Here is a 26,533-nt window from a genome sequence, read left to right as displayed (position 1 = left end):
TAAGCACTGCCGCGCCAATGGTACTTGGGCTTAAGCCCCGGGAGAGTAGGTCACCGCCAAACCTAGTAAAAGCCCATATCTCTCTTACGATGAAACAAATCTGACTCTGACGCGGGATGGAGCAGCCCGGTAGCTCGTCAGGCTCATAACCTGAAGGTCGCAGGTTCAAATCCTGCTCCCGCAACCAGTGTCAGAAAACCCCAACCCAGCCCGTTCAGACTACTATTGATCCACTGGATCAATTGCTTAACGTCTTCACCTCGTCGTTATCAGGGCTTTCGCGGCCCCACTGCAGCCACGGTCCCTTCAAACCATGACCTGATAGTCAAAGGTGCAATTCCTACGCCCGAAACCATTACAGTCGAACGCAGTGTCAGACGAGCCGCTTCAGAGCGCACAGGTTGAACCTGTTCCTCCCGGAATAGTCTTTCCGTACGCCGTTCACCTCTGGCAATACTTTGAAGCCGCGCCTAACCAGTCGACGGGTAAGTTACACTAGAATTCGGGGTTTAAAGCGCTTGCGCGATCGACATAAATGATGCCGTGTAATGCAACTTGCGCACAGCCCCCAAGAACCGCCAATCACTTGGGATCATATAAATAGCCAATTCCCCTAACGGTCCTGATGATTTCAGGCTTTTCGGGGTTGGTCTCCAGCTTGCGGCGTAATCTTGAGATTCTGATGTCGATGCTGCGGTCGAAAGGGTCCCAGGTGCGGTCATGGGCCTGTTCCAGTAGCTGATCCCGGTTCAAGACACGCCCTTTGTTTTCCGCAAAGACCTTGAGTAGACTGTACTCCATCGCCGTGAGCTGAACCTCGGTCCCGTCCGAGGAAAGAAGCTTTGCTGCCTCTTTATCCAAAGTGTAATCGCCAAAAAGCGCGTAGTCTTCACCGGGTTTTACAGAAGGCGCGCTGTCATTCATCGAACCGCGACGCAGGATGGCCTTGATCCGGGCTTCCAGTTCACGCAGGTCAACGGGTTTGCCCAGATAGTCGTCGGCCCCCATTTCAAGGCCGATGATGCGATCCACCACGTCGCCTGCTGCGGTCAGCATGATCACCGGAGTTGTATTCTCGGGGCGAAGGGACCTCAGGATCGAAAGGCCGTCTTCTTTCGGCATATTGATGTCCATGATCATGACGTCCACGGGTTCAGCGGCAGCAATTGCCCGAAGCTCTTCGCCTCCGGATGCCGCCGACACCTGGTAGCCGCGTTTGCTGAGGTATTCCTGCAGCATTTCGCGCACGTCGATTTCATCATCGCAAACCAGGATATGGGTTTTTTGATTATCCATCTGCTTCGTCCTTCCGGTCGGCAATCAGCTTCCCGACAAGTGTTCTGAGCTCAGTCGGCGAGACCGGTTTTTCCAGATAGGGCAGGCCGGAGTCCTGCAACAACCCCAAGGAGCTTTCGCCCATCGTGTCGCCGGTGATATATGCGGTTCTGGGCAGCATGTCGGGGAAGCGGGACACCAGCGCCTCGTATATCTTACGGCCATCTACGTCAGGCATGTTCAGATCGCTCAGGAAAACGTCATAAGCGGCGGATTGCAGGCGGTTCAGCGCCTCTTCGCCAGATGAGACGAAATCGACGTGAAAGCCTTCTCTCCTGAGAATTTCAGCATTCAACTCGCCCACCTCGACCTCGTCATCCACCACCAACACGCGGTGTTGAGCCACGGTCGGGACTGGGTCGTGCGGTTCATCAGCCTCATCTGTGTTGGACACCGCAACAGGCAGCGTGATCCGAAAACAGGTGCCCGACAGGACAGTTTGATCAAGCCTGATCTGCCCGCCATGAGACAGCACGATCCGGTGGCAAAAGGCCAACCCGATCCCGGTTCCGTCGCCAACCTCTTTTGTTGTGAAGAAGGGCTCAAAAATGCGGGGGCGGATGGATTTGGGAATTCCGGGGCCGTTGTCTTCGACCGTCACCTCGACCATTCCTGCGTCGGGATTAGCCGCCGCCGACAGGGTAATCCGGCCGCCAACACCGCTGGAGGTCATGGCTTGTTCCGCATTGAAAATCAGGTTCAGGATGACCTGAGTCAATTGATCGGCATCCCCGGCAATCGGCGGCAAATCGGCGGGCAGGTTGCGTGTGATGCTGATCTCGCCCGAGGTGCTACCATAGCCCGCGACATCTGCGGCGGTTTCGATCATACCGGGCACATCGACCTGTTCGATCTTGCTGGGCTGCTGGCGTGCCATCGCTAGAAAAGTCTTCACGATCTTGGCGCAGCGTTCTGCGGCACTGCCGATTTTTTCGATCCGGGCGGTCAGGTCGGGGTCCGTAATCTCTTCCTTCAGCATCAGCGAGTGGCCCACAACAACTGACAGCGGGTTGTTCAGTTCATGCGCGACGCCTGCCAGCAGCTCACCCAAAGCGGACATCTTTTCGTTCTGGAACAGCAGCTCTCGCTGTTTTTCAAGTTCTGCTTCGATTGCCAGTTCGTCCGTCAGATCGCGGGTGTTGGAAACGATGACTTCTTCGCCGTTGAACTCAATAAGGCGCGAAGAATCCGCGCCCCAAAACTTGCGACCCTTTGCATCCACAAATTCCATGCGCCGGTCTTTCAGCGCACCTGCTTGTCGAAGGTCCTTTAAATAGCGGTCCCGTTCTTCGGGGTCTGCGTAGTAGGATTTGGAACTTTTGTTGTCACCGAACAGCGCCTTGATTTCCGGCGTGGCAAATAGAACCTCGCCAGTGTCGGCATGCGTCATGTTGATGGCGGCCGGATATGCCTCCATCACCTGGCGGATCAGGGCGTCGGCTTCTTTCTGAACAGTCAGGTCGATGATGCTGGTGACGATGACCTCTTCGCCCTTGTAGTCGATCAATTGCGAAGAAATGGACGCCGGAAAAGTCTTACCCTGCGCGTTCACCAGATCGAGCTTGTAATCTTCGACCTGACCGTCAGCCAACAGCAGAGTAATAAAATCCGCGCGTTCTTCGGGGTTCAGATAGTGCTCTCGCGCAGATCTGGACGGCCCGAACATCTGCAGGGCCGCCGGCGTGCGATACAGGATCTGTCCGTCGCCAATCCGGGCCATTGTCACCACTGCCGAACTGGCGTCCAGAACCTGTCGGATCAGAAGATCGCCGTCGCGTTCTTCCACCTCGGCCTGTTTGCGGTCGGTAATGTCCTCGCGGGTGACGACAAAGCCGCCCAGCTTGGTGGGATGGACCGAGACCAGATAGGTGCGCCCATCCGTTTCGGTCAGTTCAAAATCCTGAATGAACTCGATCCCGTTGACCAGCCTGTCTGAAACCCATTGCTGTTCGTTGCCGATGGCGTCAGCGTAGATCCCCCGGCGCGCGGTCTCGCGCATAAGGATTTCCCAATCCAGACCGGGCTCCAACAGATCGGCAACCCCCTTGTTCATTTCAGCATAGCGTTGGTTGAACATTACAAGGCGACGGTCGTCATCATAAAGGGCGAACCCTTCCTTGAGCGATTCAATGGCGTCGCGAAGAAGGTCTCGTGCCTTCTCAATCTCTTCAAGATTGTTCGCCATGCCCATCGTCATCCTGATTTTCTAAGATACCATTGTTTCAGTGCCATTTCAAAATCGGCCTCTTGTGTTTCAATTGTTTCACAGCGCGCCCCGCCGCGCCAGCTTCAGCCCGAAAGCTGGTTGTTTTCGAACCGGATAGCCAGTTGTGTGAACCACTTCACCAAGCAACAACTGAAACACTTTGCGCCGCATTCAGAAATCACATTGAAACAATGAAAGGTCAGTTATTGCCCATCACAAACGCAATTGGGTAAGTACGATGACTATTTCATTTAACACTTCTGAACTCACCAACGCTCCTATTGTCGCGTTGCATTCTTCTGCTTCTAACGGCGGGCAATGGGGGCCGCTGGCAGCGGATCTGGACGGCCGTTTTTCCGTTCACGCCTTTGATCTGCCCGGCTATGGCCAAGCGCCCCTTGCAGGTGACGCGTCCCAGACCGGTGCGGCCATTTCCGCCATGCCGGTCATCCGCGAAATCGAGGCGATGGGTCGCCCTGTCCATCTGGTTGGGCATTCCAACGGTGGCGGTATTGCGATCAAGATCGCGCTGATGCGCCCCTATCTGGTAAAAAGCCTTACGGTTTACGAACCCGCCGCCTTTCATTTCCTCAAGCATGGGACTGAAGACAGCAAGGACATGTTTCGGCAAATTCAACTGGTTGCGGCCATGGTGACGGCGTCGGCAGCGGACGGCAATCCCGCTGCGGGTATGCGTCATTTCCTGGATTTCTGGAATCAAAAGGGGTTCTGGGATGCGCTTCCAGCGCCTGCGCAAGATCGGTTCAGCGGGATGATCGCGTCCATCATGACCGACTTTGCCAATGGGTTTGCCGAGACCTGGACATTGAAGGATTTGGCCGGGATCGAAGTTCCGACGCTGGTCATGACCGGTCTGGAATCTCCGGAAATCGCTCAGCACACGTCGGTTGCGATCGCCAAGGCCCTGCCCAACGCACGGATCGCGCTGCTGCCAGAGCTGGGCCATATGGCACCGGTCTTTCAGCCCGACTGGGTCAACCCAAGAATTCTTGAGCACGTGGCCAGTGCGGAACGGCCCGTCATGAATATCAGCTGGCCGGATCGGAAAGCTGCTTAACCCGCATGTGACGATGCGAATTTTTCAAAACCCGCTGGTGTCAGGCCAGCATACCATCAAAAGGAACAAAATCATGGGTATTCAAACAGCTATCGCCTCTACAACAGACTTTACGGCAATCAAGGCCAAGCAAAACGTTGCCTGGGGATCTGGAGATTACAGCAAGGTTGGCGTCACCCTTCAAATCACCGGCGAAGAGCTTGCCGAGGCCATGGACATGACCCCAAGCGCCAAGGTGCTGGATGTCGCGGCCGGGAATGGCAATGCCACTCTGGCCTTTGCGCGGCGCTTTTGCGACGTGACCTCGACCGACTATGTCGAGGCGCTGTTGGAGGCCAGCAGCCAACGCGCAAAGGCAGAGGGCCTGTTCGTGACCTACAAGGTGGCGGATGCGGAAAACCTGCCCTTTGCGGATCAGTCGTTCGACGCGGTTGTGTCCACCTTCGGGGTGATGTTCACGCCCAATCAACAGCAATCCGCGGCCGAACTTCAGCGCGTGGTCAAACCCGGCGGCAAGATCGGCATGGCGAACTGGACACCCGAAAGCTTTATCGGCCAACTGTTCAAGACCATCGGCAAGCATGTGCCGCCGCCCGCTGGCGTGAACTCCCCCGCGATGTGGGGCAAACAGGACTGGGTCGAGGACACCTTTGGAGACAAGTGCGAGGTTATTTCCTTCCGGCGCAAGAACTTTATGTTCCGCTACCGCTCGGCCGAGCATTTCCTGGAATACTTCCGGACGTTCTATGGCCCCATGCAAAAGGCCTTTGATGCGCTGGACGAAACGGGGCAGGCGGCATTGCAGGCCGACCTTATGGCGCTGATCGAAAAGTTCGACATCTCGACCAACGGTTCCCTGTGCATCTCGTCCGAATATGCCGAAGTCATCGCCCAGCATCGCTGACGGTGTGACATGGAAACTCAACGCTCTTGCGGTTTTGCACCCGAGGGCGTTGAGACTTGGCGACCAAGGCATCTGGGTCGCGTTTCTTTATCAGTTTGTCAAAAGGGGTTTCGAAATGGCTGAACGCACACTTTACGAGAAATACGGCGGGTTCTCGAAGATCAGCAAGATCGTGATCTCATTCTACGACACGCTTTTGGACAATGATGAGGTTGGCCCCTTCTTCGATCATGTGGACATGACCAAGATGGTCGATCACCAGACCAAGTTCATTGCCTCGCTGCTAGGCGGTCCGGCTTCTTACACAGACAACCAGTTGCGCCAGCTGCATTCTCACCTTGAAATCACGAATGTGCATTTCGATGAACTGGAAACGGTGTTGCAAGACGCTTTGCAAAAACACAACGTGGCTACAGAAGATATTGCGGCCGTTGTCGCCGAATTCGCGAAACGGCGCCCTCTGATTGTAGGTAAGCCATGACTATTGCAGCCATAAACGAACAACTGCTTCGCGCCATTGGCGTGGGCGTTGCCCTGCTCGACCGCCAGACACTGCAGTTCGGTTTTCGAAACGACACGTTTGACGAATGGTTCAGCGGCGACACCCCGTCGGACCAGTTGCAACAGCTTTTTCCAGATCTTGATACCAGCGCGGTGCAGCAAAGCCTGCATGAGACTGGGCGGCATACGTCCGAGATTAGTTTCAAGAAAAAGCGCCGAACGCTGGTCATCGCGCTCGACTTCACGGTGGCGCATGATGACGTGCTAGTTCTGGTCTGCCAGAACATCACCCGCATTAAAGAGCTGGAATCCATGATCGATTCCTATTCGATGATGGTCGAGCGCAACACGCGCGAGTTGAAGCGCGAAAAAGAGCAGGTCGAAAAGCTGCTGCTCAACCTGATGCCACGGTCGGTTTACGAAGAATACAAAACCTTCGGCGTCGTCACGCCGCAGCTATACGATCCGGTATCCGTCCTGATGCTGGATTTCGTCGGGTTCACTGAAATGGTCGCCGCGCAAGAACCCAGCGTTACCGTTACGGAACTGAACGATATCTACAGCGCCTTTGATCGCATTGGTGAGCAATTTGGTTGTGAGCGCATCAAGACAATCGGGGATGCTTATATTACCGTGGCGGGCCTGCCTGATCCGACGCCGGATCATGCCAAAGCGATTGCCAACACGGCCATTCGGTTTGTGCGCTACCTGAACCGCCGCAACCTCAGCCATCCGCATCAGTGGCGGTGCCGCATCGGGTTGGCGTCAGGGTCTGTCGTTGGGTCCGTGGTGGGTATTCAGAAATATGTCTACGACATCTTCGGCCCCGCCGTTAATCTGGCTTCACGGCTTCAGGAATTCTCGGATCCGATGCAGATCACGGTTCAGGATGAGGTCGCGGATATTCTCAAAGATCAATTCGACCTCGAGCCAATGGGGTCCAAGGCAATCCGTGGATTTGATGAGCAGGAGGTCTGGCGTCTGGCCGACAAAAGCTGATGTCACAGCATCTGGCAAAACCCCAAAATCAGACCAACGCATACTGGGGCGAGATCGCTCTTGACGCCCACTTGACCTTCACATAGGAAAGCCAAACCGTGAGCGGGTATAGCTTAATGGTAAAGCCCCTGCCTTCCAAGCAATGACAGTATGTTTCCCAGACATTCCCTGTCTTGCCAAGTAATTCAATATAAGTAATTAATTTTGTCACGATAGTTCCTGTGGTATCCTCAGGTTTCAATCCAGTTCCGACAAAAAGCTGACAAAATGCCAAAGCTCACAGAGACATTCGCGCGCAAGGTTCCGCAGACAAAACAGGGCACTGCCAAGCACTGGGATAGCGAGATAAAGGGGCTTGTGCTCTTCGTCGGGAAACAGTCAAAGACCTGGTACTTCCAGAAAGACGTTGGAGGCCAAACGCGGCGTGTTTTGATCGGGCGCTACCCGATGATTTCCGCAGATACTGCTCGACAAACTGCACTGGGATATGCGCTTGACTGGGGCAGGGGAGCGGGCAAGCGTATACAGATCGGAGCGCCGACGCTTGAGACAGCCATGGAAACCTATTTGGCACGTCCCAAACTTCGGTCTGAGGCTCACCGATCCGGGGTGCGTCAGCAGTTCGAGCTACATTTGAAAGATTGGCTGCGACTGCCGCTGGATGAGATAACCAAGTCGATGGTGGTTGAGCGTCACAGATCCATGGCAGCAACGCCATCTTCGGCAAATCATACGCTGAAATACTTTCGGACGGTCTGGAACCATGCACGGCGCATCTACGATCTGCCGGAAAGCCCAACGATGGCTATCGAGTGGTATGAGGAACAACCGAACGGTTCGATCATTGAGGACTTGAGCGCCTGGCGCCAATCAGTGGACGATCTGTACAACCCCATCCACAAGATCTTTTACGAGCTGCTTTTGTTCACAGGCTTTCGCAAAACCGAGGCACTGACGCTCGAATGGAAGCATATCCATGAAGATCACATCCATTTGCCGATGACAAAGAATGGTCGCAGCTTTGATCTTCCCATTTCACAGGTCCATCACGAAATACTGGCCCCTGTGCGCGGTCTGCATAGGCAATGGGTGTTTCCGTCACCCAAATCCCCCACAGGCCATCTGAAGGGACCCGAGCGTCTGCAATGGTCCAGCCATGTCCATCGTCGGACATTTGCAACGGTCGCAATGGAGGCAGGGATACTCGAAGAGATAGTTGGCCGTTTGCTGAACCACACTCCGCTTTCGATCACCGGACAACGCTACGTGAAACCGTCGCTCGACGCACTCAGGCCGGCGATGGACGCTGTCAGTCGGGAGTTGCTTCTCAGGACCACGGGCAAAAACGGTGGTTTGTGATGAGTGGGCGAGATTGGATATTGCCGATCGACCCGGAAATATTCGAACTTGATTTGCTAGACCAAGAGGAATTCGAAGCTGGCGCCAGCAAGTTCCATAGCGAGTTAATTCGACTTCTTAGAAAACACTTTGAAAAATACGAATGTTTTGACGATGAGAGCTTTGGTTGGGTGGCGCATTTCTTGGTTTTCGATCAAGCGCATGAACTGGATGAATTCTGGTCAGCTAAACGCGTATTGGAAGACCTCACTAAACTGAGAACACGTTTGAACGAAGCAGATGAAATTCTGGACCGTCTCCCCACTCCTGTTAGCGATGCATTCCGTATCGGAGCTATTCAAAGAAGCAGGTTGTTAAACGAAAATGAAAGCACCGAAGGCGACCACGATACTCTCACTGACAAATTGAAGGAGTCTCCACACTGGAAGGCGATGTTGGCAAAGGCAGAGTTTTTCAGGAGACTTCGTCATTTCGTGGACTTGATTGAAGACGCTGAAAAGGCGGCAACGCAAGGTGTGCCGGTTGGAAAAAAGGCAATAGAGGCTTGGCGCCTGGTGGCAGCTTGTGTTGGATTATGTGAGCGCCACCCTGGAACGATAAAAGTTCCCAAAGCGATGAATGAAAGCGGGCCATTCTACCGCTTTCTGAGCGATATGTTTGAGCTCTTCGACATAGAAGAACTGCCGACGTCAGCGTTTCGCAGTTGGAGAAGGTATGTGGGGCGTAAAGAACACTAATTCGTTTGCACGACCCATGACGCCAACTCCAATTGTTTCTCTGTTGCTCCCAGACGTGTTCAAAGGAGCAATGCTATGCAGGCAAACTATCTGACGGCCCGGGAGGCCGCTCGTTACACTGGAATCAGTGAAAGCTACCTCGCGAAACTGCGGATGGGAATTGGCGCTGTCGCCGGGCCCAGGTATATTCGGATTGGAATTCGTTCCATCCGGTACAAGCGCTCTGACCTCGACGACTGGATGGCCTCGCGCAGTGAAGGTTTGGGAGGAGCGGACTGATGTCTCGGAACTCCCCATTCTCAAAATATCGTTTTGATTGGAAGAAACGCGTTCACGCTACAGATCACTTAGCACTGCGCACCAAACACTTCGCGTCTTTTGTCTGCGACGAGTTTGTATCGAAAGATAGCGGCTGCTTCTGGGCGAGCAACGCTACCCTGGCCAACAGGTTTGGCGTCCATAAGCGCAGCATCCAACGCTACATTCGGGAGCTCGAAAAGCTCGGCTGGATCCGGCGTGTACGCAAGCAAGGTGTCAGGCGCACGTTCCAAATCACGGAGCCCAAAATCAGCTTTAAACGTGACACTGGCACGCATCATGAGGCGACAACCGTGTCGCAAAAAGGTGACAACGCTGTCGCTCATTATAAGAACAAAGGAATGAACAAAGAAAACGTGAATGTTGGAGCCAGTCGTGGCGGATATCTTTGGTTTGCCGAAGATGACCAGCAGAACCTTCTTGAATGGGAAGCGTTCGTTACTGCCCACACGGTCTTCGACTTTGCATCGCTTTTGCAGTTGCTGCGGAAGAACGGCAGCATTGCATTGCCGACCCGTTTTCCAAGGCACGAAGAAATTGATCGCTACATTCTCTTTTTCAGCGATGTCGTGTTGAGTAAGGGACAGAGCATTGTTGTCACGTAGTCCTGAGTCCTCATCAGAGTTGGGGGGGGTATCAAAAGTTGGTGGCCCCAACCCACGGGACCGGCGGGGGTAATCAGATTTTTCCGCGGGAAAGTTTTAAGGGGGGGGCTACAGGCAACGGGCGGAAAGTAGGCATTCGCTGCGCTTTGCGCCAATGACCGCATTGCGGACTAATGCGGCCGCTCAATGGTCACCGGCGCGACGACCGCTTTCTTTCGAATGCAATCTTGGCGTTCTTTCCAACATAGATTGTCCAGACGGAGACTTTCCACAAAATTGGGCCGTGCCTCAGCGACCCGCTACAGTGGCCTGATAAGCGTCAAGCTCAGTGATCAGCTCAGTACCTATAGGCGCGTCGTTTCTGGCGCAAAATTCAGACCACACCGCTCCGTAGGGTAGGTCCTTCAGTTCCTCTGTCACAACAAACCGGCTTGTGAAATCCAGCGCGTCCTCCGCTGCTCGCAAGCGATCCCAGGGCTTCAGAAGCGCCTGCAGAAGCGCCTTTTGCATGTTGCGCGTGCCGATAACCCAAGCGGCCGTGCGGCTGATCGTGGCGTCGAAGAAATCAAGCCCGATATGGGTCTTGCCCAACAGGTCGCCGCTGACCAGTTCATGTGCCATCGCCAGGATGTCATCGTTCAGCATGATCACATGGTCGCTGTCCCAACGCATAGGGCGCGACACGTGCAGCAAAAGCTCATCCAGAGACAGGGCCACGGCGCTCAGTTTGTCGGCGATATTCTCGGTCGGGTGGAAGTGCCCCATGTCGAGGCACAGCAGTGTCTTGTTGCGGATCGCATAGCCCATGTAGAACTCATGGCTGCCCACCGTGCAGGCCTCGACCCCGATGCCGAAAAGCTTGGATTCGACCGCATCCAGCATATCCGATTTCGCCTGGGCCAGCATGGTGTCGAGCGAGGCCTCAAGCCGGGCCCTTGCCGCCATACGGTCGATAGGAAGGTCCTTGAACCCATCCGGAACCCAAATGTTGTTGATGCAGGGTGAACCAAGCGCGGCTCCCATCTGCGCCGCGATGTCCCGCGTGCGTTTTCCATGTTCGATCCAAAAGTCCCTGATGCCCTTGTCGGGGTGTGCCAACGTCAGGTTGTCATCGGCCTTTTGATGGGCAAAGAAAGTCGGGTTGAAATCCAGCCCGATGCCGATGCCCTTGGCCCAGTCGACCCATGGCGCGAAATGGCGATACTCGATCTCATCACGGTCCGGGGTATCGTCTGTGTCCATGTACATCGCGTGCAGATTCAACCGATGTGACCCGGGGATATTTGCATAGGCAAACTCAAGATCCGCCCGCAGTTCGTCGGGGTTGCGGGCCCGGCCGGGATGGTTTCCGGTTGCCTGAATGCCCCCGCCCGAGGTGGCGGTCTGGTTTTCGAACCCCACCACGTCATCGCCTTGCCAACAGTGAACGGAAATCGGGATGCCCTTCAGAGCCTTGATTGCAGCATCAGTGTCGACGCCCCAGTCAGCGAATTGCGCTTTGGCGCTTTCATAGCTCATGGACCGTCTCCCTATCGCGTGAAGGCCTGAACGTTGCCCGCATCAACGTTCAGAATGTTACCCGTGGATTTGGCCGACGTCTCGGCGGCGAAGAAATAACAGGCCTCGGCAATATCTTCCGGCAGGACTGAGCGTTTCAGCATGGATCGGTTGCGGTACATCTCTTCCAGCCCCTCCTTATCCGTGCCGTAGGTCGAAGCCCGCTGATCCAGCCAATCGCCTTCCCAGATCTTGGAACCCCGCAACACCGCATCCGGGTTCACAACGTTGACCCTGATCCCGGCCTCAGCACCTTCAAGCGCAAGGCAACGGGCCAAGTGGATTTCCGAGGCCTTCGCCGTGCAATAGGCCGAGGCATTGGGCGAGGCGGCAAGCCCGTTTTTCGAAGCCACGAAAACGATAGATCCGCCCATGTCCTGCACCCGCATGATCTTGAAAGTTTCCCGGCTGACGAGGAAATACCCCGTGGACAAGATGTCCATGTTCTTGTTCCAAAGGTCGAGGGACGTTTCCTCAACCGGGGCAGAGGATGCGATCCCGGCGTTCGAGACAAGGATGTCGATGCCGCCAAATTCGACGGATGTTTCAGCCAACGCCTGGGCCACGGCATTTTCATCCGTGACGTCCATCAGGACGGTGCAAACGACGTCCTTGCCGAACTGCTGGGTCAGGACCCCTTCCGTCGCGGTGAGGCTTTCAGGATTGATGTCGGCCAGCACGACACAGGCGCCCTCGGACAGATAACGTTCTGCCGTTGCCGACCCTATGCCGCCGGCGCCGCCGGTGACCAGCGCGACGCGACCAGCCAGCGATTTTGGTTTCGGCATGCGCTGCAACTTGGCTTCTTCCAACAGCCAGTATTCAATGTCAAAAGCTTCCTGCTCTGGCAGGCCGCAGTATTCGCTGACGGCACTTGCCCCGCGCATAACATTGATCGCGTTGACGTAGAATTCGCCGGAAATGCGGGCCGTGCCCTTGTCTTTGGCAAATGTGATCATGCCAACCCCGGGGATCAGGTAGACAACCGCGTTGGGGTCTCTAAGCGCAGGCGAGTTATCGTGTTTGCAACGGTTGTAGTAAGCCGTGTAGTCCTCACGATAGGCCGCGACTTGCGCGGGCAGGCCTTCAAGCACTGCGTCGATGTTGTTGTGGGCCGGGTCGAAGCCGACGACCAAAGGACGGATCTTAGTGCGCAGGAAATGGTCGGGGCAGGACGTACCAAGGGCCGCCAGCGCCTCCATGTCCTTAGAATTCACGAACTCAAGCACCGAGTCGCTGTCGTTGAAATGCCCGACCATGAGCTGGTTGCCACTGACAAAGCCACGGATCGCGGGCATCAGCCTGGCGGCAACGGCCCGCCTACCTTCCCGGGCGAGGCTCTGGTGGACCGCTCCGCCAAAGGCCGGAACATCGGCGGTCTTCTCGGCCAACCACTTGGTCGCGACGTTGATCACGTCGATGGTGCAGTAATAGCAGTCTTTCGCCGTGTCAGCCCATGTGAACAATCCGTGACTTTCAAGGACAACGCCATCGGCATCCGGGTTTTCCAGGCAGAACTTTTCAAGCCACAGGCCCAGTTCATACCCCGGCCGTTTCCACGGCAGCCAACCGATCCGGTCACCGAAAATTTCCTGGGTCAGCTCCTTCGAATTCTTCGACGCTGCGATCGCAATAATCGCGTCGGCGTGGACGTGATCGACATGTTTGCGCGGCACATAGGCGTGCAAGGGCGTGTCAATTGAAGCCGCGCGCGGGTTCAGTTTGAAGGTGCAGTGGGGCAGATAGCCGACCATTTCATCTTCAAACTCGACCCCGCGATAAAGCCCCTTCAGCGCGTTCAGCTTGTCCATGTATAGCGTGGAGAAGCCGTCAAGTTTCATGGACCCGATGTCACCGCCGGAACCCTTGACCCAGAGCACCTCGACCTCTTTGCCGGACAGTGGGTCGGTTTCCATGACCTTCGCAGAGGTATTGCCACCGCCATAGTTTGTGACGCGCTTATCCGATCCCAGCGTGTTGGAGCGATAGAGAAGCAGTTCCGATTCGGACATACCACCTGCCACAGCGTCATCCCAGCGGTTCTCAAGAAGCTGATTTTCGATGGATTTCAACGTTCTGCCCTCCTCACGATGCAGCGGTCGGTACTGCACCATCGCATTTAGGCTTAGTAGTGTGCATCGTTATGTCAATCAAAAACAATCACAATCAGTCATTCTGCAATGCAGAATGATTGAAAGTGATCGAAAATGATTGACAGCTGCGGCGAATCTGCGCAGCGTGGAGTGAATGGGAGGTGGCTTTGCACGAAAAAGAACGCCATAGGATCATCATTTCTGCGGTGCAGGATCGCCCCGTCGTGACGGTTGGGGACCTGTGCACCTTGACCGGCGTGTCCGAAGCCACCATCCGGCGCGACATTTCAACACTTCACATGAAACAGAAGGTACGCCGTGTCAGAGGCGGCGCTGAGGCGATAACGCCACCTCAGTTCGCCGGGCTGGCGGGCCGTCCGTTCGTCGTCAACGAAACCATGAATATCGCAGCGAAGCAGGCGATTGCGCGCGCGGCGGTTGAGATGTGTAGCGAAGGTGACAGCATCATCATCAACGGGGGCACAACGACCTTTCAGATGGTGCATCCGCTGGCCAACCGCAGGATGCAGGTCTTTACCAATTCGTTCCCGATTGCTGAGCACCTGCTGAAGCATTCGAAGAACACGATCATGTTGTCAGGCGGCGCGATCTACCGGGAACAGAACATAATCCTGTCGCCCTTTGACAACGACGTGACCCGCAACTTCTATGCAAAGCGCATGTTCATGGGGGCGCAGGGGCTGGGCCCCATCGGCCTGATGGAGGCCGATCCGCTTTTGATCCAGGCAGAACAGAAACTGATCGGACAGGCGGATGAGCTTATCGTTCTGGTCGACAGTTCGAAATTCGCGCAGCGCTCCAGCCTGGTGCTTTGCCAGTTGGACCGGATCACGACCGTGATCACCGACGAAGGAATTCCTGACAAGGCGGCGGCCATGCTTGAGGCTGCCGATGTGAATCTGATCGTTGCCCAGTCGGGCAGCGGTCAAGAAAACGAGGTGGCCTCTTGACCGCCTCCGAAACCCGAGACCCAAACATGACTTTCTGGGAGGAACTATCATGAAGCGTCGTACTTTCACATCACTTGTCGCAGGGATGAGCCTTGCTGCCGGTATGTTTGGCACCACGGCGATGGCGCAGGACAACATGCGCATCGCTCTGGTCGTAAAAGCGCTTGGGATCGGCTTCTTTGAAGCGGCCGCCGAAGGCGCTGAAGAGGCTGCCGGAGAGCTTGGCAATGTCGAGATCATCTACACCGGCCCGACCGACACCACTGCGGAAGGTCAGATCGAGGTCATCAACTCCCTGATCGCGCAGGGTGTCGACGCCATCGCGATTTCGGCAAACGACCCCGATGCACTTGTGCCAGCGCTGAAACGCGCGATGGACCGCGGTATCACCGTGATTTCCTGGGACTCGGGTGTGGCTGAAGGCGGACGCCAAATGCACCTGAACCCATCCTCGACCCCGCTGATCGGCAATACGATCATCAAGCTTGCCGCGGATCACATGCCGGATGGTGGTGAAGTCGCGATACTGTCGGCGTCGGCCACGGCAACCAACCAGAACGCCTGGATCGAGGCCGCGAAAGAGGTTCTTCCGAACTATGACGGCGTAGATCTGGTGGCCACCGTCTATGGCGACGACCTCAGCGACAAATCCTACCGAGAAGCACAGGGCCTCATGGCATCCTACCCTAACCTGAAGGCGATCATCGCGCCAACGACCGTTGGCATCCTGGCGTCCTGCCAGGCGGTGACCGACGCGGGCAAGATCGGTGAGATCAACGTGACCGGTCTGGGCCTCCCGTCCGAGATGGCAGGCTGTGTTGATAGCGGTGCAACCAAGAGCTTCGCAATCTGGAACCCGATTGACCTTGGCTACTCGGCCACCATGCTTGCGCACGCAATCGCCAACGGTGCTGAAACCGGTGCCGGTGCCGAAATCCCGATGGGCCGCATGGGCTCGGTGACGCTGGATGACACCGGCTCGGCAGCCATGGCTGATCCGTTCACCTACGACAGCTCGAACATCGAACAGTTCAAGTCGATCTTCTAATCTGAACGACGTGTCTGGGCGTGTGCGATGACCCACGCCCCGACACCCCATTCTTCCCACATCCAGAAACACCGTCCATGCAGTTGGAATTGAGACCAGACGTGTCGAACGCCGCCGCCCCTACACCGCTTCTGAGCCTGTCCGGCGTGACCAAGACATTTCCCGGCGTGCGGGCCCTTTCAGATGTTTCGCTAAACCTCTACCCGGGCAAGGTCACGGCATTGGTGGGCGAAAACGGTGCTGGCAAGTCTACCGTGGTGAAGGTTCTGACGGGCATTTATCAACCCGACGAGGGTGACATCCGGATCGATGGCGAGGCTCTCAGTTTCCCGACACCGCAATCCGCCGAAACTGCTGGCGTGACCGCCATCCATCAGGAAACCGTCCTTTTCGACGAACTGACGGTGGCGGAAAACATATTTCTCGGCCATGCGCCAAAGGGGCGATTTGGCCTGATCGACAAAACTGCCATGGCGACCCGTGCGCGCGAGATTCTGGATGGAATCGGGGCCAAGATTGATCCGGGCGCGACGCTCAAGGACCTTGGAACCGCGAACAAGCACCTGGTTGCCATTTCCCGGGCGCTGTCCATCGACGCGCGCGTTGTGATCATGGACGAACCGACCGCAGCCCTCAGTCAGAAAGAAATCGAAGAGCTTTACGAACTCGTTGAAAGCCTGAAGGCGCAAGGCAAGGCGATCCTCTTCATTAGCCACAAGTTTGACGAGATCTTCCGCATCGCCGATTTCTACACCGTCTATCGCGACGGCCAGATGGTCGGCGAAGGGGCGATTGTAGATGTCAGCGAGCCGGAACTGGTAAAGCTCATGGTAGGCCGCGACGTCAGCCAGATTTTCCCCGAACGCGACCACAACGTCGGCCACGATATCCTCGAAGTCGCAGGGTACGACCACCCGACCGAATTCGCGGATATCGGTTTCACGCTCAGGCGCGGCGAAATACTCGGGTTTTACGGGCTGGTCGGCGCAGGTCGGTCCGAATTCATGCAGGCCCTTTTCGGGATCACCCGCCTCTCGGGCGGAAGCTTGAGGATCGACGGGGCACCGGTTTCGATTGCATCGCCCGCCGACGCGGTCGCAAGTGGCATCGTCTATGTCCCGGAGGACCGGGGCAAGCAAGGCACAATCAGCGCGCTGCCGATTTTTCAGAACGTGACGCTGCCGTCACTCGCTCGCACCTCGCGCAAGGGGTTCATCAGGCTGGCCGAGGAATTCAAGCTGGCGCGGGAATATACCGAACGTCTCGACCTGCGCGCCGCTTCGCTGGACACCGATGTCGGCAACCTGTCGGGCGGCAACCAGCAGAAGGTCGTGATCGCCAAATGGCTCGCCACCCAGCCCAAGGTCATCATCCTGGACGAACCCACCAAGGGCATCGACATCGGGTCCAAGGCCGCCGTGCATGAATTCATGGCGGAGCTTGCCGCGCAAGGGCTCGCCGTCATCATGGTCAGTTCCGAAATCCCCGAGATCGTGGGCATGTCGGACCGTGTGATCGTCATGCGCGAGGGGCGCATAGTGGCGGAACTGGCCCGCGACCAGATCACGCCCGAAACGCTTGTCAGCCACGCCGCAGGGATCAGGGAAGCCGCGCAATGAAACGTATCCTCGCCTCCCGCGAACTTTTGCTGCTGGTCGCCATCGCATTGGTGCTTGGCATCATCTCAAGCCGCTTCCCGGCGTTCATCACGCTGTCGAACCTGGCTACCGTCTTCAACGACACCTCGCCGCTGATCCTGCTGGCTATCGGCCAGATGATCGTGATCTTGACGAAGTGCATCGACCTCTCGGTCGCCGCCAACCTCGCGCTGACCGGCATGGTCGTGTCCCTGATCAATATCTCGGCACCAGGTCTGCCGATTATCGTAACGCTGGCCGTGGCCACTGGGTTCGGGGCGTGCCTTGGAATGTTCAACGGTATCCTTGTGTGGAAACTGGACATCCCGCCTATCGTGGTGACGCTTGGTACCATGACCATCTTCCGGGGAACCATCTTCCTTCTGACCGAGGGCAAATGGGTCAACAGCCACGAGATGAGCGACACTTTCAAGGCATTCCCGCGCACCGAGCTTCTTGGCCTTCCGGTGCTAAGCTGGTTTGCCATCGCGGCGGTGATCCTTTTCACCATTGTCATGACCCGCACCACCCTGGGCCGCGCCTTCTACGCTGCCGGGGGCAACCCCCATGCGGCGACCTATGCCGGGATCAACGTGGGCCGGACCCAGTTCTGGGCCTTCACGATCTCTGGCGCGCTGGCCGGTCTGACCGGCTACCTCTGGGTCTCTCGCTTCGCGGTTGCTTATGTCGATGTTGCTGGGGGGTTTGAATTGACCGTCGTGGCGGCCTGCGTCATTGGCGGCGTGTCGATCATGGGTGGCATCGGTTCGGTCCCCGGCGCGCTGCTGGGCGCGCTGTTCCTCGGCATCATTGCCAATGCCCTGCCGGTCGTGAACATCTCTCCCTTCTGGCAGATGGCCATCTCGGGCGGTGCGATCATCATCGCGGTTGTTCTAAACGCCCAGGCCAACCGGACGAAGGGCCGCGTCATCCTAAAACGCGCGGAGCACGCGACATGACCACGACGGCACGCTCGATCCCCGATCGCCTGCGCTCGCCGCTGGAGCGGAACCTAAAAAGCTGGGAAAGCCTGCTGATGCTGGTCGCAATCGGCATCTTCATCGCCAACAGTTTCGCCTCACCCTATTTCCTGAATGCCTGGAACCTCTCCGACGCGACCTTCAACTTCACCGAAAAGGCGATGATCGCCTTTGCCATGGCCCTGCTTATAATCTCTGGCGAAATCGACCTCAGCGTCGCCGCAATCATCGCACTGGCTTCGACCGCCATGGGCGCCGCCGTGCAGGCGGGTGTCGGGACAGAGGGGCTGGTCCTCATCGGTCTGGCCGTCGGTCTGGCCTGTGGCGCGGTAAACGGTTTCCTCGTCACCGGCCTTGGCTTGCCATCCATCGTCGTCACCATCGGCACGATGAGCCTTTTCCGCGGGATCAGTTTCATCGTGTTGGGCGATCAGGTCTACAAGGGCTATCCAGCCGATTTCGCCTTTTTCGGGCAGGGCTATGTCTGGTGGGTGATTTCCTTCGAATTCGTCCTCTTCGCCATCATTGCGGTGATCTACGCGGTCGTCCTGCACATGACCAATTTCGGCCGCGCGGTCTATGCCATCGGAAACAATGCCACGGGGGCGCTGTTTTCGGGCATTCGGGTAGGCCGGGTGAAGTTCACCCTGTTCCTGCTGACGGGCCTGATGTCCGGGGTCGCCGCCGTCTGCCTGACATCCCGCCTCGGCTCGACCCGACCCTCCATTGCCTTCGGGTGGGAGCTTGAGATCGTGACCATGGTCGTCCTTGGCGGGGTCAACATCCTCGGCGGCTCCGGCTCCATCCCCGGCGTTGTGATCGCGGCCTTTGTCATGGGGCTTGTGACTTTCGGACTTGGCTTGCTGAACGTGCCCGGTATCGTGATGTCGATTGTTATCGGGGCGTTGCTGATCACGGTCATCGCGCTGCCCCGGCTCTGGTCGATGTGGAGGGGCTGACATGGAAAAATACGCCTTCAAGATGAAGCTCAACCCGGGCTGCAGGGATGAATACGAAAAGCGCCACGATGAGATTTGGCCAGAGCTTGCCACGCTGCTGAAAGACGCGGGCGTGTCTGACTATTCGATCCATCTGGACGAAGAAACGAACATTCTTTTTGGCGTCCTTTGGCGCACCGACGACCACAAAATGGATGCCTTGCCCCGCAACGAGATCATGCAGCGATGGTGGGCGCATATGACGGACATAATGGAAACCAAGCCCGACAACGAACCCGTGGCGGTGCCGCTGACGCCCGTCTTCCACATGCCATGACCCCCCGGCACGTCGCCGTCATCGACATCGGCAAGACCAACGCCAAGCTTGCGCTGGTCGATGCGACTGACATGTCCGAAGTGGAGGTACTGACCCGGCCTAACATGGTTCTCGTCGCTCCACCCTATCCGCACTTTGATGTTGAGGCGATCTGGCGCTTCCTTCTGGACGGGTTGGAGCAGTTTCAGAAGGCGCACGGCGTGGATGCCATTTCCATCACGACCCACGGGGCGTCTTGTGCCCTGATCGCGCCAGACGGCGCCCTTGCTGCCCCGATCCTCGACTATGAGCACACAGGCCCTGATGATCTGGCCGCGGCGTACGACGCCATCCGCCCGCCCTTTGAGGAAACCGGATCGCAAAGGTTGCCGATGGGTCTGAACCTGGGTGCGCAGTTGCATTGGCAATTTGAGCAGGACCCCGCGCTTCGCGAACGCACCGCCGCCATTGTTACCTATCCGCAGTACTGGGGGCATCGCCTGACAGGAGTGCCGGCCAGCGACGTGTCGTCCCTTGGTTGTCACACGGATCTGTGGAAACCGTCCAAGGCGCACTATTCTTCGTTGGTCGAACGGTTGGGTATATCTGAAAAAATGGCGCCCGCGCGCAAATCTGCGGAGGTTCTCGGACCCGTGTTGCCGCAGGTCGCATCGCAAACCGGCCTGCGCTTTGACACGCCGGTGTACTGCGGTATCCACGATTCAAACGCATCGCTTTTGCCTCATATACTGACCCGAACCGGGCCGTTTTCCGTCGTTTCGACCGGGACATGGGTCATTGCCATGACCATCGGCGGCGAAGAAGTAACTCTGGAACCTTCGCGTGACACGCTTCTTAACGTCAACGCACTGGGTGCCCCGGTACCCTCCGCCCGTTTCATGGGGGGACGCGAGTTCGAGTTGGCGATGAACGGTCAAACCACTCAATGTGCAGAGCAATTCCTTGACCTGGTCGCGAAAGACGGCCCCATGCTCTTGCCCGCAATGGTCCCGGACAGCGGACCGTTTCAGGGGCAAAAACACAGCTGGATGGGGTCAGAGCCTTTGCCCGGAACCCAGGAACGCGCGGCGGCGGTGAGTTTTTACCTCGGATTGATGACCGCGGAATGCCTGTCGCTGACCGGACACAAGGGCCCCATTATCGTCGAAGGTCCATTTGCCAGGAACAAAGGCTTCGCCAGTATGCTCGCCGCGGCGACAAACTGCAGGGTCGACGCGACCGTCACCGCAACAGGGACGAGCCAGGGAGCCGCCCTCTTGGCGACAGGCGCACTCCCCGAGCGCGCGGCCTTCGACGTCGAAACCTATTTTCACAAGACCGACGTGAGCTACCAACGTTACGCGAACAGTTGGCACAGAGCCGCAAAAGCAGGCCTGGAACCACGCCCATAGGATACCCTAAAAACCTGCACGGAACTCCGATTTCAGACATTGGGGACCAGCGTGAAACTGAACGGAATGGGCTCGAACCAGACCTTCGATGCGGCTGACGCAAATGGCCGCTTTGGGCCGAGCCCATCTAAACGCTGCTGGTGACTTTCAACGCCGACACTCGCAAAGCGGACAATAATTCGAGCAAGTGTTTTTTGCTCTTTGCGCTGTACTTGGCCGCCGTTGAGGAGCGCTGAATGAAGTCTGCGTACTGCTCAACAGTCAGATCGCAGCTTTCAATCGCACCTGAATACGGCTTCAGGACACGTATGATGATCTCGGTGTTTCGTTTTGCGCCGGCCTCCAACTCTTTCTGGCTTGTCGAGGTAACGCCAGCGATGATGTCCTCGGCGTTGGGCGATGACTGCAAGAAGTCATAATGCTCGATGACGGCGTATCTGAAGACGACATCAAGTTGTGCTCCAAGGCCGTCAGCTTTTTTGAGACCGGCTTCGATATCCAGAACTACCCTGTCTGCCAGCGAACGGATCGTGGCCCGTAACACCTCATCCTTGTTCGCGAATGCCTTGTAGAGCGTTTGCCGTGAAATCCCCGCTTCTTTGGCGATATCGTTCATGCCCGTGCGCTTCACGCCGTAGCGAAGAAAAAGCCGTTTCGCGGCTTCGAGGATGTAGTCGTGGCGTTCTTTCATGATTTACATATTGACAAATAGATGCCTTGTGTCAATATTGACAATCACCCATGATATGTCAACTTGTCAGGATGCGAGATGCCCAAACAATCTGAAAAAGTCGCGATCGTCACCGGTGCAAACAATGGCATCGGATTTGAAACAACGGTCGGGATGGCCGAAGCAGGTTTCCACGTCGTCATGGCGTGCCGCAGCCTTAAAAAAGCCGAAGCCGCCAAAGCAAACGTTCTCGCGCGGATCCCTTCTGCATCACTCGACATTCTCATGCTGGACCTGAGCGATGTGACTTCTGTTCGTGCGTTCGCTGATGCATTCCGCAATAGGTACTCCAAGCTGGATGTGCTGATAAACAACGCGGGTATCTTGCTGTACTCCGCTCAAACGAATGCAGATGGCGTCGAGTTGCAGTTCGCAACCAACCACCTGGGACATTTCCTGCTGACTGCGCGCCTGATCGACATGATCCCTGACAACCCTGCATCGCGGATCGTCTCACTCTCCAGTATCGCCCACAAGAATGCGGATATTCACTTTGACGATCTGACATGCGGCCAGGATGGCGGCGTTGCTTACGGTCAATCCAAGCTTGCCTGTCTGCTCTTCGGTGACGAACTGAACCGCCGCCTCAAGGCTTCGGGAAATTCGCTGAAATCGCTGACTGTACATCCGGGCGGGTCGGACTCCGGTCTGTTCAACGAATTGGACGAAGAAACGCGCGCTAACATGAAGGCACAAGTCGAACAGCTTCTGCACTCCAATGAAGACGCCGCGAAGCCGTCTCTGTTCGCCGCTTTGTCGGATCAGGTTAAAGGTGGCGAATACTACGGCCCGACAGGCCCCGAAGAGATGAGTGGCAAGACCGGGGTCGCGACCCGCAATCCGATTTGCGAAGACCCCGATTTGGCCAAACGTCTGTGGCGTCTCTCGGAAGAGATGACCGACCAGACATTCGCGATCTGAGGGACGGGGATGAACCGGTTCATAGAGCGTCTCTCGCAGGGGTTCGAGTATCTGATCGTGCTCGCCTCGGCTATCATGTTGGGCTGGGGACTGCTCGGGTTTCTTGAATACTTCACCGGGCTCGCGCCGCTCATGCCTTTGCAAAACGCGACCTTTCCGCCGGGCATGCAAACTCTCCATTGGATACTGGTCACCGCATCGGGTGCCACGTTTCTGGCAGGATACGTCCTGCGCTGGAGCGTCACTCCGATTGCCATGCTGGTCATGTTCACCGCGCTTGCCACGATGTGTGCTGTGCAAACCTTCGACATGCTGGAAAATCCGGATCGCTACCGGAACTTCGCCCAGGAATGCGTCAATTACATCATCATCTCGACCTACCTTTTTCGATCCAAGCGCATGCAGGATCGTTTTGGGCGGATCACAATTCAGGGCGGGGATCGCGTCTCGCCACAGAACGCTTGAGACCGCAACGGAAGGACAGTCATGGAAACCGGATCATCGGAAAAAGTGAACCTCTCACATCACAAAATCCACACAGACATTTTGATCGATGCGTCGGCGGACTTGGTCTGGTCGGTTCTGACCGACACGGCAAACTACAAGGACTGGGCTGTGTTCCTTGTGGGTATCAAGGGAGAAATCAAGGATGGATCGACAATTACTGTCGACTTTCAGCTTGATTCATCAAAGGAGAAACTGACCACCTTGGATCACACGATTTCAGTCGTGGAGAGGACGGAGTTTTTCTGGGCTGAAAAGGGGCCGGGTGGCATTCGCGATAACCACCACTTTTGTGTTGAGCCGTTGGAGGGTGGCAAAACCCGCTTCGTACAATCCGATGAAATCATGGGGGGCATCACATTCCTGATGGGCGGGCGCTTGGCAAAAATGTATGTCGAAGGTTACCAAGCTTTCAATCGCGGCTTGAAAGCCGAGGCAGAGCGCCGTGCCCAGTCTGCCTGACAAGACATCTCGACCACTTGGACGTGTCCTGCTGACCGGTGCGACGGGGATGGTGGGTTCATCGGTACTTGCGGCATTGCTGAGCGAAGAAACTGTGTGTGAGGTCGTGTCGCTTGGGCGCAGGCCGTCCGGTTTAGATCACCCAATGCTGATCGATGTGAAGTTTGTAGCATTCGACGAAACTCAATCCATTGAGCCCCACCTCGATGGTATCAACACTGTTTTCCATTGCCTTGCCACCTATTCCGCGCGAGTCAGCCGAGTGGAATATGAGGAGATCACAGTCGATTGGTTGCGCGCTTTGCTGGCGGCTTGCGAGAGGTCAGCGCCCAATGCGACGTTCTGCTTGTTTTCCGCTCAAGGTGCTCGGCCAGATGGCGGTGGCATGTCCTTTGCGTTGAAGACTAAGGGCGAAGCGGAGAGCAAATTGTTTGCATCTGACCTCGAACGGAAATTCGCCTTTCGTCCAGGCTATATTGCGCCGTCAGGCCTGAAGAACACATGGAAGATGGCTGATTATCTTTTCAAACCGCTCCAAAGGCTGATGCCGTCCATCGGTGTAACTTCCGATGAATTGGCTCAAGCCATGCTTCATACTGCGATTCACGATCCACGTCGTACCGCTGTCCTCGAAAACGGTGAGATGCGTAGGTTGCTCGGATGAGGCTGCGGCTGCGCCTGAGTATAATCCACTCTTTGCTGCGCCTCGAGCTGTTCAGTTTTGAACAGGCGTCTTTCAATGTCCGCTTCTAGGAAGCCGCAATGCAGCATTCAACTTTCGCAGGGACGGCGGCTCTGGGCCGTTAGCGGACAAGTGCGTGCTGCAGTGGGTTGTCGTGGACAACGCGGATTGGTTTTATGCGTCGGTCGGAACCGAGGCAAGGGACAACAAGCCGCCGAATGCTCGCTGGAGCCGGCGAGTGTCCGGCTCAATAGCAAGTGCTCTTGGGCCAAGGGTTTGAATTGCGTGCGCCGATGACGACCCGGAGATTGAGGATAGTTGCGTAAAACGGGTTGTCATGGTACAATTATTGCACGGTCTCGGGCCTGAGGCGTTATTGTACCAACACGCAATCACCCCTCTATACAAATTTTAATTACCTATTTTTTGATCCACCCAGACTGGCGACAAACCTCTGATATTACGGAGACATATTCATGGCTATTTCGATAAATTCGAACAACGGAAACATCTCGGCTGGTGGCGACAACACCGACGGTGATCTGCTTTTGAATGCCAATGACGGTAAGCGACGCATCCATCTGGATGCGGGCAGTGGCAACGCGTATTTAGGTGGGAACGGCGCCGACGGGGACCTTGTGCTAATGCCCAGCGGGGCGACCAGCCAATCGGCTTCGGCGGGTACGATCCATATGAGCGGCGACTCCGGCAACTATCGGGCTGGAGGTAATGGCGCGGACGGCGATATCACGCTGAATTCCGTCAGTGGTGAACGGCGTATCCACCTTGATGCCGGCGGCGGCAACTTGTGGCTGGGTGCGAATGGCGCCGATGGTGACCTCGTGCTGATGCCCAGCGGCGCAAGCACGCAATCGACGGCCGCGGCGACGATCCACATGAGCGGCGATTCCGGGAACTACCGCGCGGGCGGCAACGGCGCCGACGGCGATATCACGTTACGGGCCGATAATGGTGATGACCGTATCCGGCTAGATGCTGGCGGCGGCAACATGTGGATCGGTGGCAACGGTGCCGACGGCGATATCGTGGTCTTCGCCTCGGACGGCGACAACACGACGCTGAGCCAAGCCACGATCCATATCAATGGTGACGCCGGCGACATTATCATGCAGAACGCGGACTTTGCCGAGGATTTCGATGTGGCCGCCTGTGCCGTGGCCGATGCGAGCCCCGGCACTGTTATGTCGCTGATCGACGACGGATCGCTGGTGCCATGCGAACGTGTCTATGATCCAAGAGTGGTAGGCGTGATTTCGGGCGCCGGCGATTTCAAACCGGGAATCGTCATGGACAAGCGTCACGACGTCGAGGACCGGATGCCAATCGCGTTGGTCGGTAAGGTCTATTGCAAGGTCGATGCACGCATGGAGCCGATCGCGGTCGGGGACCTGCTGACCTCGGCGGACATGCCGGGCCATGCGATGAAAGCCATCGACCGCGACCGAGCGTTTGGCGCAGTGCTGGGCAAGGCGCTGGCACCGCTGGAGGAGGGCACTGGCCTGATCCCCGTCCTGGTTAACCTGCAATAGGGGGCCGGGCCATGAGTGCAAGCATCAGAAATGTGGCGGGCTCGTGCCTGGACAAAACCGGGCGCCTTTCACTGCGCGAGGATATCCTTGGCGTCTACGGCAACGACAATCCCCGCAACCGATCGGTTTTGGCGCAGATGGACCGAATCCAGAATATGCCATTTGTCAAAGTGGCGCTGGTTACAATCCAGGGGGCTACGCCTCAGATCCAGCGCGACCTGGACAATGGCAACGACGTTTACCAGAACGAGTGCGATGTCTGGATCTATCCAACGGACAGCATCACGGTGAACAACCCCGGGCTGCTGGTTTTTGAGCAGGACGATTGCCGGGGCAGCGGCCACAGCGTGAGCGATGACGAAGACGAACTGTTCGATTTGGGCCGGAACCTGGGAGCGAATGTTGTTGGGTATTACGTCAATAACCCCAGCCCGTTCGGGTGTGCCGCGCACCCGTCGGACCGGCGAGGGTTTTGGGTCGGGCCAGGGGCATCGCCATGGACATGGGTGCACGAACTGACCCATGTGGTCGGCGACAACTCGCACATTGACAGTGACGACAGTTGCGACCTCACAAACCTGATGACCGGTTGCGGCACTAACAACATCAACGTTGCGCTGCCCAACCTGAATACATCGCAGTGCAACAACATCAACGACGACGACGATGTCGAGGAATGCTAAGGAGGCG

At 56.7% G+C, this 26,533-nt stretch carries 26 protein-coding genes and 1 tRNA gene; 22 read left to right on the top strand and 5 right to left on the bottom strand.

Going from position 1 to position 26,533, the window contains the following annotated elements:
- Positions 1–110: 110 nt before the first annotated feature.
- Positions 111–187 (top strand) — tRNA-Met (locus ACR0KX_RS17635).
- 395 nt (positions 188–582) lie between these two features.
- On the opposite strand, the gene ACR0KX_RS17630 is transcribed toward ACR0KX_RS17635, so the two are convergent.
- Together ACR0KX_RS17630 and ACR0KX_RS17625 are read right to left on the bottom strand one after the other, a co-directional pair.
- Entirely contained in the window at positions 583–1,296 is a 714-nt protein-coding gene (locus ACR0KX_RS17630) for a response regulator (protein WP_170624502.1), read from the bottom strand.
- Entirely contained in the window at positions 1,289–3,520 is a 2,232-nt protein-coding gene (locus tag ACR0KX_RS17625) for an ATP-binding protein (RefSeq protein WP_480708641.1), read from the bottom strand. The genes ACR0KX_RS17630 and ACR0KX_RS17625 overlap by 8 nt, the downstream gene beginning before the upstream one ends.
- A 259-nt stretch (positions 3,521–3,779) precedes the next feature.
- Here ACR0KX_RS17625 and ACR0KX_RS17620 point away from each other — a divergent pair, with 259 nt between their 5' ends.
- The 8 genes from ACR0KX_RS17620 to ACR0KX_RS17585 all read left to right on the top strand — a co-directional run bounded on the left by ACR0KX_RS17620 (position 3,780) and on the right by ACR0KX_RS17585 (position 10,042).
- On the top strand, positions 3,780–4,619 hold the full coding sequence (locus tag ACR0KX_RS17620; protein WP_170455024.1) for an alpha/beta fold hydrolase: 840 nt from the start codon (positions 3,780–3,782) through the stop codon (positions 4,617–4,619).
- Positions 4,620–4,692: 73 nt separating this feature from the next.
- Positions 4,693–5,523 carry a class I SAM-dependent methyltransferase gene (locus ACR0KX_RS17615; RefSeq protein WP_170455022.1) on the top strand — a complete coding sequence of 277 codons (831 nt, stop codon included), beginning with the start codon at positions 4,693–4,695 and terminating at the stop codon, positions 5,521–5,523.
- Between the two features lie 115 nt (positions 5,524–5,638).
- Positions 5,639–6,004, top strand: a complete 366-nt coding sequence (locus tag ACR0KX_RS17610) for a group I truncated hemoglobin (RefSeq protein ID WP_170624498.1) — start codon at positions 5,639–5,641, stop codon at positions 6,002–6,004.
- Positions 6,001–7,023, top strand: coding sequence for an adenylate/guanylate cyclase domain-containing protein (locus ACR0KX_RS17605; RefSeq protein WP_170455018.1), 1,023 nt, complete (start codon positions 6,001–6,003; stop codon positions 7,021–7,023). The genes ACR0KX_RS17610 and ACR0KX_RS17605 overlap by 4 nt, the downstream gene beginning before the upstream one ends.
- A gap of 267 nt (positions 7,024–7,290) precedes the next feature.
- Positions 7,291–8,382: an integrase family protein gene (locus tag ACR0KX_RS17600; RefSeq protein WP_170624496.1), complete on the top strand. Its 1,092-nt coding sequence runs from the start codon at positions 7,291–7,293 to the stop codon at positions 8,380–8,382.
- Positions 8,382–9,119, top strand: a complete 738-nt coding sequence (locus ACR0KX_RS17595; protein ID WP_170624494.1) for a hypothetical protein — start codon at positions 8,382–8,384, stop codon at positions 9,117–9,119. The genes ACR0KX_RS17600 and ACR0KX_RS17595 overlap by 1 nt, the downstream gene beginning before the upstream one ends.
- A gap of 75 nt (positions 9,120–9,194) precedes the next feature.
- On the top strand, positions 9,195–9,398 hold the full coding sequence (locus ACR0KX_RS17590) for a helix-turn-helix domain-containing protein (RefSeq protein WP_170624492.1): 204 nt from the start codon (positions 9,195–9,197) through the stop codon (positions 9,396–9,398).
- Complete coding sequence (locus tag ACR0KX_RS17585) at positions 9,398–10,042, top strand: helix-turn-helix domain-containing protein (RefSeq protein WP_170624490.1); 645 nt, start codon at positions 9,398–9,400, stop codon at positions 10,040–10,042. The genes ACR0KX_RS17590 and ACR0KX_RS17585 overlap by 1 nt, the downstream gene beginning before the upstream one ends.
- A 288-nt stretch (positions 10,043–10,330) precedes the next feature.
- Here the strand turns inward: ACR0KX_RS17585 and ACR0KX_RS17580 are convergent, their stop codons facing one another.
- A complete protein-coding gene (locus ACR0KX_RS17580; RefSeq protein ID WP_170624488.1) occupies positions 10,331–11,560 on the bottom strand; it encodes an L-rhamnose isomerase in 1,230 nt (409 codons plus the stop codon).
- 11 nt (positions 11,561–11,571) lie between these two features.
- Entirely contained in the window at positions 11,572–13,713 is a 2,142-nt protein-coding gene (locus ACR0KX_RS17575; protein ID WP_170624486.1) for a bifunctional rhamnulose-1-phosphate aldolase/short-chain dehydrogenase, read from the bottom strand.
- Positions 13,714–13,859: 146 nt separating this feature from the next.
- Between ACR0KX_RS17575 and ACR0KX_RS17570 the strand changes: the two genes are divergently transcribed.
- From ACR0KX_RS17570 to ACR0KX_RS17540, 7 genes are all read left to right on the top strand, one after another.
- Positions 13,860–14,663, top strand: coding sequence for a DeoR/GlpR family DNA-binding transcription regulator (locus ACR0KX_RS17570; protein ID WP_170624484.1), 804 nt, complete (start codon positions 13,860–13,862; stop codon positions 14,661–14,663).
- A 49-nt stretch (positions 14,664–14,712) separates the two neighbouring features.
- Positions 14,713–15,711, top strand: coding sequence for a rhamnose ABC transporter substrate-binding protein (gene rhaS / locus ACR0KX_RS17565; RefSeq protein ID WP_058272419.1), 999 nt, complete (start codon positions 14,713–14,715; stop codon positions 15,709–15,711).
- Positions 15,712–15,788: 77 nt separating this feature from the next.
- The gene (locus ACR0KX_RS17560) at positions 15,789–17,330 is read left to right on the top strand and encodes a sugar ABC transporter ATP-binding protein (RefSeq protein WP_170624482.1); all 1,542 of its coding nucleotides are present in this window, start codon (positions 15,789–15,791) and stop codon (positions 17,328–17,330) included.
- Complete coding sequence (locus ACR0KX_RS17555) at positions 17,327–18,307, top strand: ABC transporter permease (protein ID WP_170624480.1); 981 nt, start codon at positions 17,327–17,329, stop codon at positions 18,305–18,307. The genes ACR0KX_RS17560 and ACR0KX_RS17555 overlap by 4 nt, the downstream gene beginning before the upstream one ends.
- Complete coding sequence (locus tag ACR0KX_RS17550; RefSeq protein WP_170624478.1) at positions 18,304–19,287, top strand: ABC transporter permease; 984 nt, start codon at positions 18,304–18,306, stop codon at positions 19,285–19,287. Before ACR0KX_RS17555 ends, ACR0KX_RS17550 begins: the two co-directional genes overlap by 4 nt.
- A 1-nt stretch (position 19,288) precedes the next feature.
- On the top strand, positions 19,289–19,603 hold the full coding sequence (gene rhaM, locus ACR0KX_RS17545) for an L-rhamnose mutarotase (RefSeq protein ID WP_058284080.1): 315 nt from the start codon (positions 19,289–19,291) through the stop codon (positions 19,601–19,603).
- Positions 19,600–20,994 carry an FGGY-family carbohydrate kinase gene (locus tag ACR0KX_RS17540; protein ID WP_170624476.1) on the top strand — a complete coding sequence of 465 codons (1,395 nt, stop codon included), beginning with the start codon at positions 19,600–19,602 and terminating at the stop codon, positions 20,992–20,994. Before rhaM ends, ACR0KX_RS17540 begins: the two co-directional genes overlap by 4 nt.
- 127 nt (positions 20,995–21,121) lie before the next feature.
- Here the strand turns inward: ACR0KX_RS17540 and ACR0KX_RS17535 are convergent, their stop codons facing one another.
- Positions 21,122–21,685, bottom strand: coding sequence for a TetR/AcrR family transcriptional regulator (locus ACR0KX_RS17535; RefSeq protein ID WP_170624474.1), 564 nt, complete (start codon positions 21,683–21,685; stop codon positions 21,122–21,124).
- A 78-nt stretch (positions 21,686–21,763) separates the two neighbouring features.
- Here ACR0KX_RS17535 and ACR0KX_RS17530 point away from each other — a divergent pair, with 78 nt between their 5' ends.
- From ACR0KX_RS17530 to ACR0KX_RS17505, 6 genes are all read left to right on the top strand, one after another.
- On the top strand, positions 21,764–22,645 hold the full coding sequence (locus ACR0KX_RS17530; protein ID WP_170624472.1) for an oxidoreductase: 882 nt from the start codon (positions 21,764–21,766) through the stop codon (positions 22,643–22,645).
- 9 nt (positions 22,646–22,654) lie between these two features.
- On the top strand, positions 22,655–23,110 hold the full coding sequence (locus tag ACR0KX_RS17525) for a hypothetical protein (RefSeq protein WP_170624470.1): 456 nt from the start codon (positions 22,655–22,657) through the stop codon (positions 23,108–23,110).
- A gap of 21 nt (positions 23,111–23,131) precedes the next feature.
- Positions 23,132–23,611 carry an SRPBCC domain-containing protein gene (locus ACR0KX_RS17520; protein WP_170624468.1) on the top strand — a complete coding sequence of 160 codons (480 nt, stop codon included), beginning with the start codon at positions 23,132–23,134 and terminating at the stop codon, positions 23,609–23,611.
- A complete protein-coding gene (locus tag ACR0KX_RS17515) occupies positions 23,595–24,275 on the top strand; it encodes an NAD-dependent epimerase/dehydratase family protein (protein WP_170624466.1) in 681 nt (226 codons plus the stop codon). The genes ACR0KX_RS17520 and ACR0KX_RS17515 overlap by 17 nt, the downstream gene beginning before the upstream one ends.
- Before the next feature lie 494 nt (positions 24,276–24,769).
- The gene (locus ACR0KX_RS17510; protein ID WP_170624464.1) at positions 24,770–25,843 is read left to right on the top strand and encodes a hypothetical protein; all 1,074 of its coding nucleotides are present in this window, start codon (positions 24,770–24,772) and stop codon (positions 25,841–25,843) included.
- 11 nt (positions 25,844–25,854) lie between these two features.
- Positions 25,855–26,526 (top strand): hypothetical protein, encoded by a 672-nt coding sequence (locus tag ACR0KX_RS17505; protein WP_170624462.1) that lies wholly within the window; start codon positions 25,855–25,857, stop codon positions 26,524–26,526.
- Positions 26,527–26,533: the final 7 nt, after the last annotated feature.

This window comes from Ruegeria sp. BG5 (assembly GCF_056538425.1).
The sequence above is the reverse complement of the archived record's forward strand: the minus strand, read 5'-3'. Positions and strand labels throughout refer to the sequence as shown.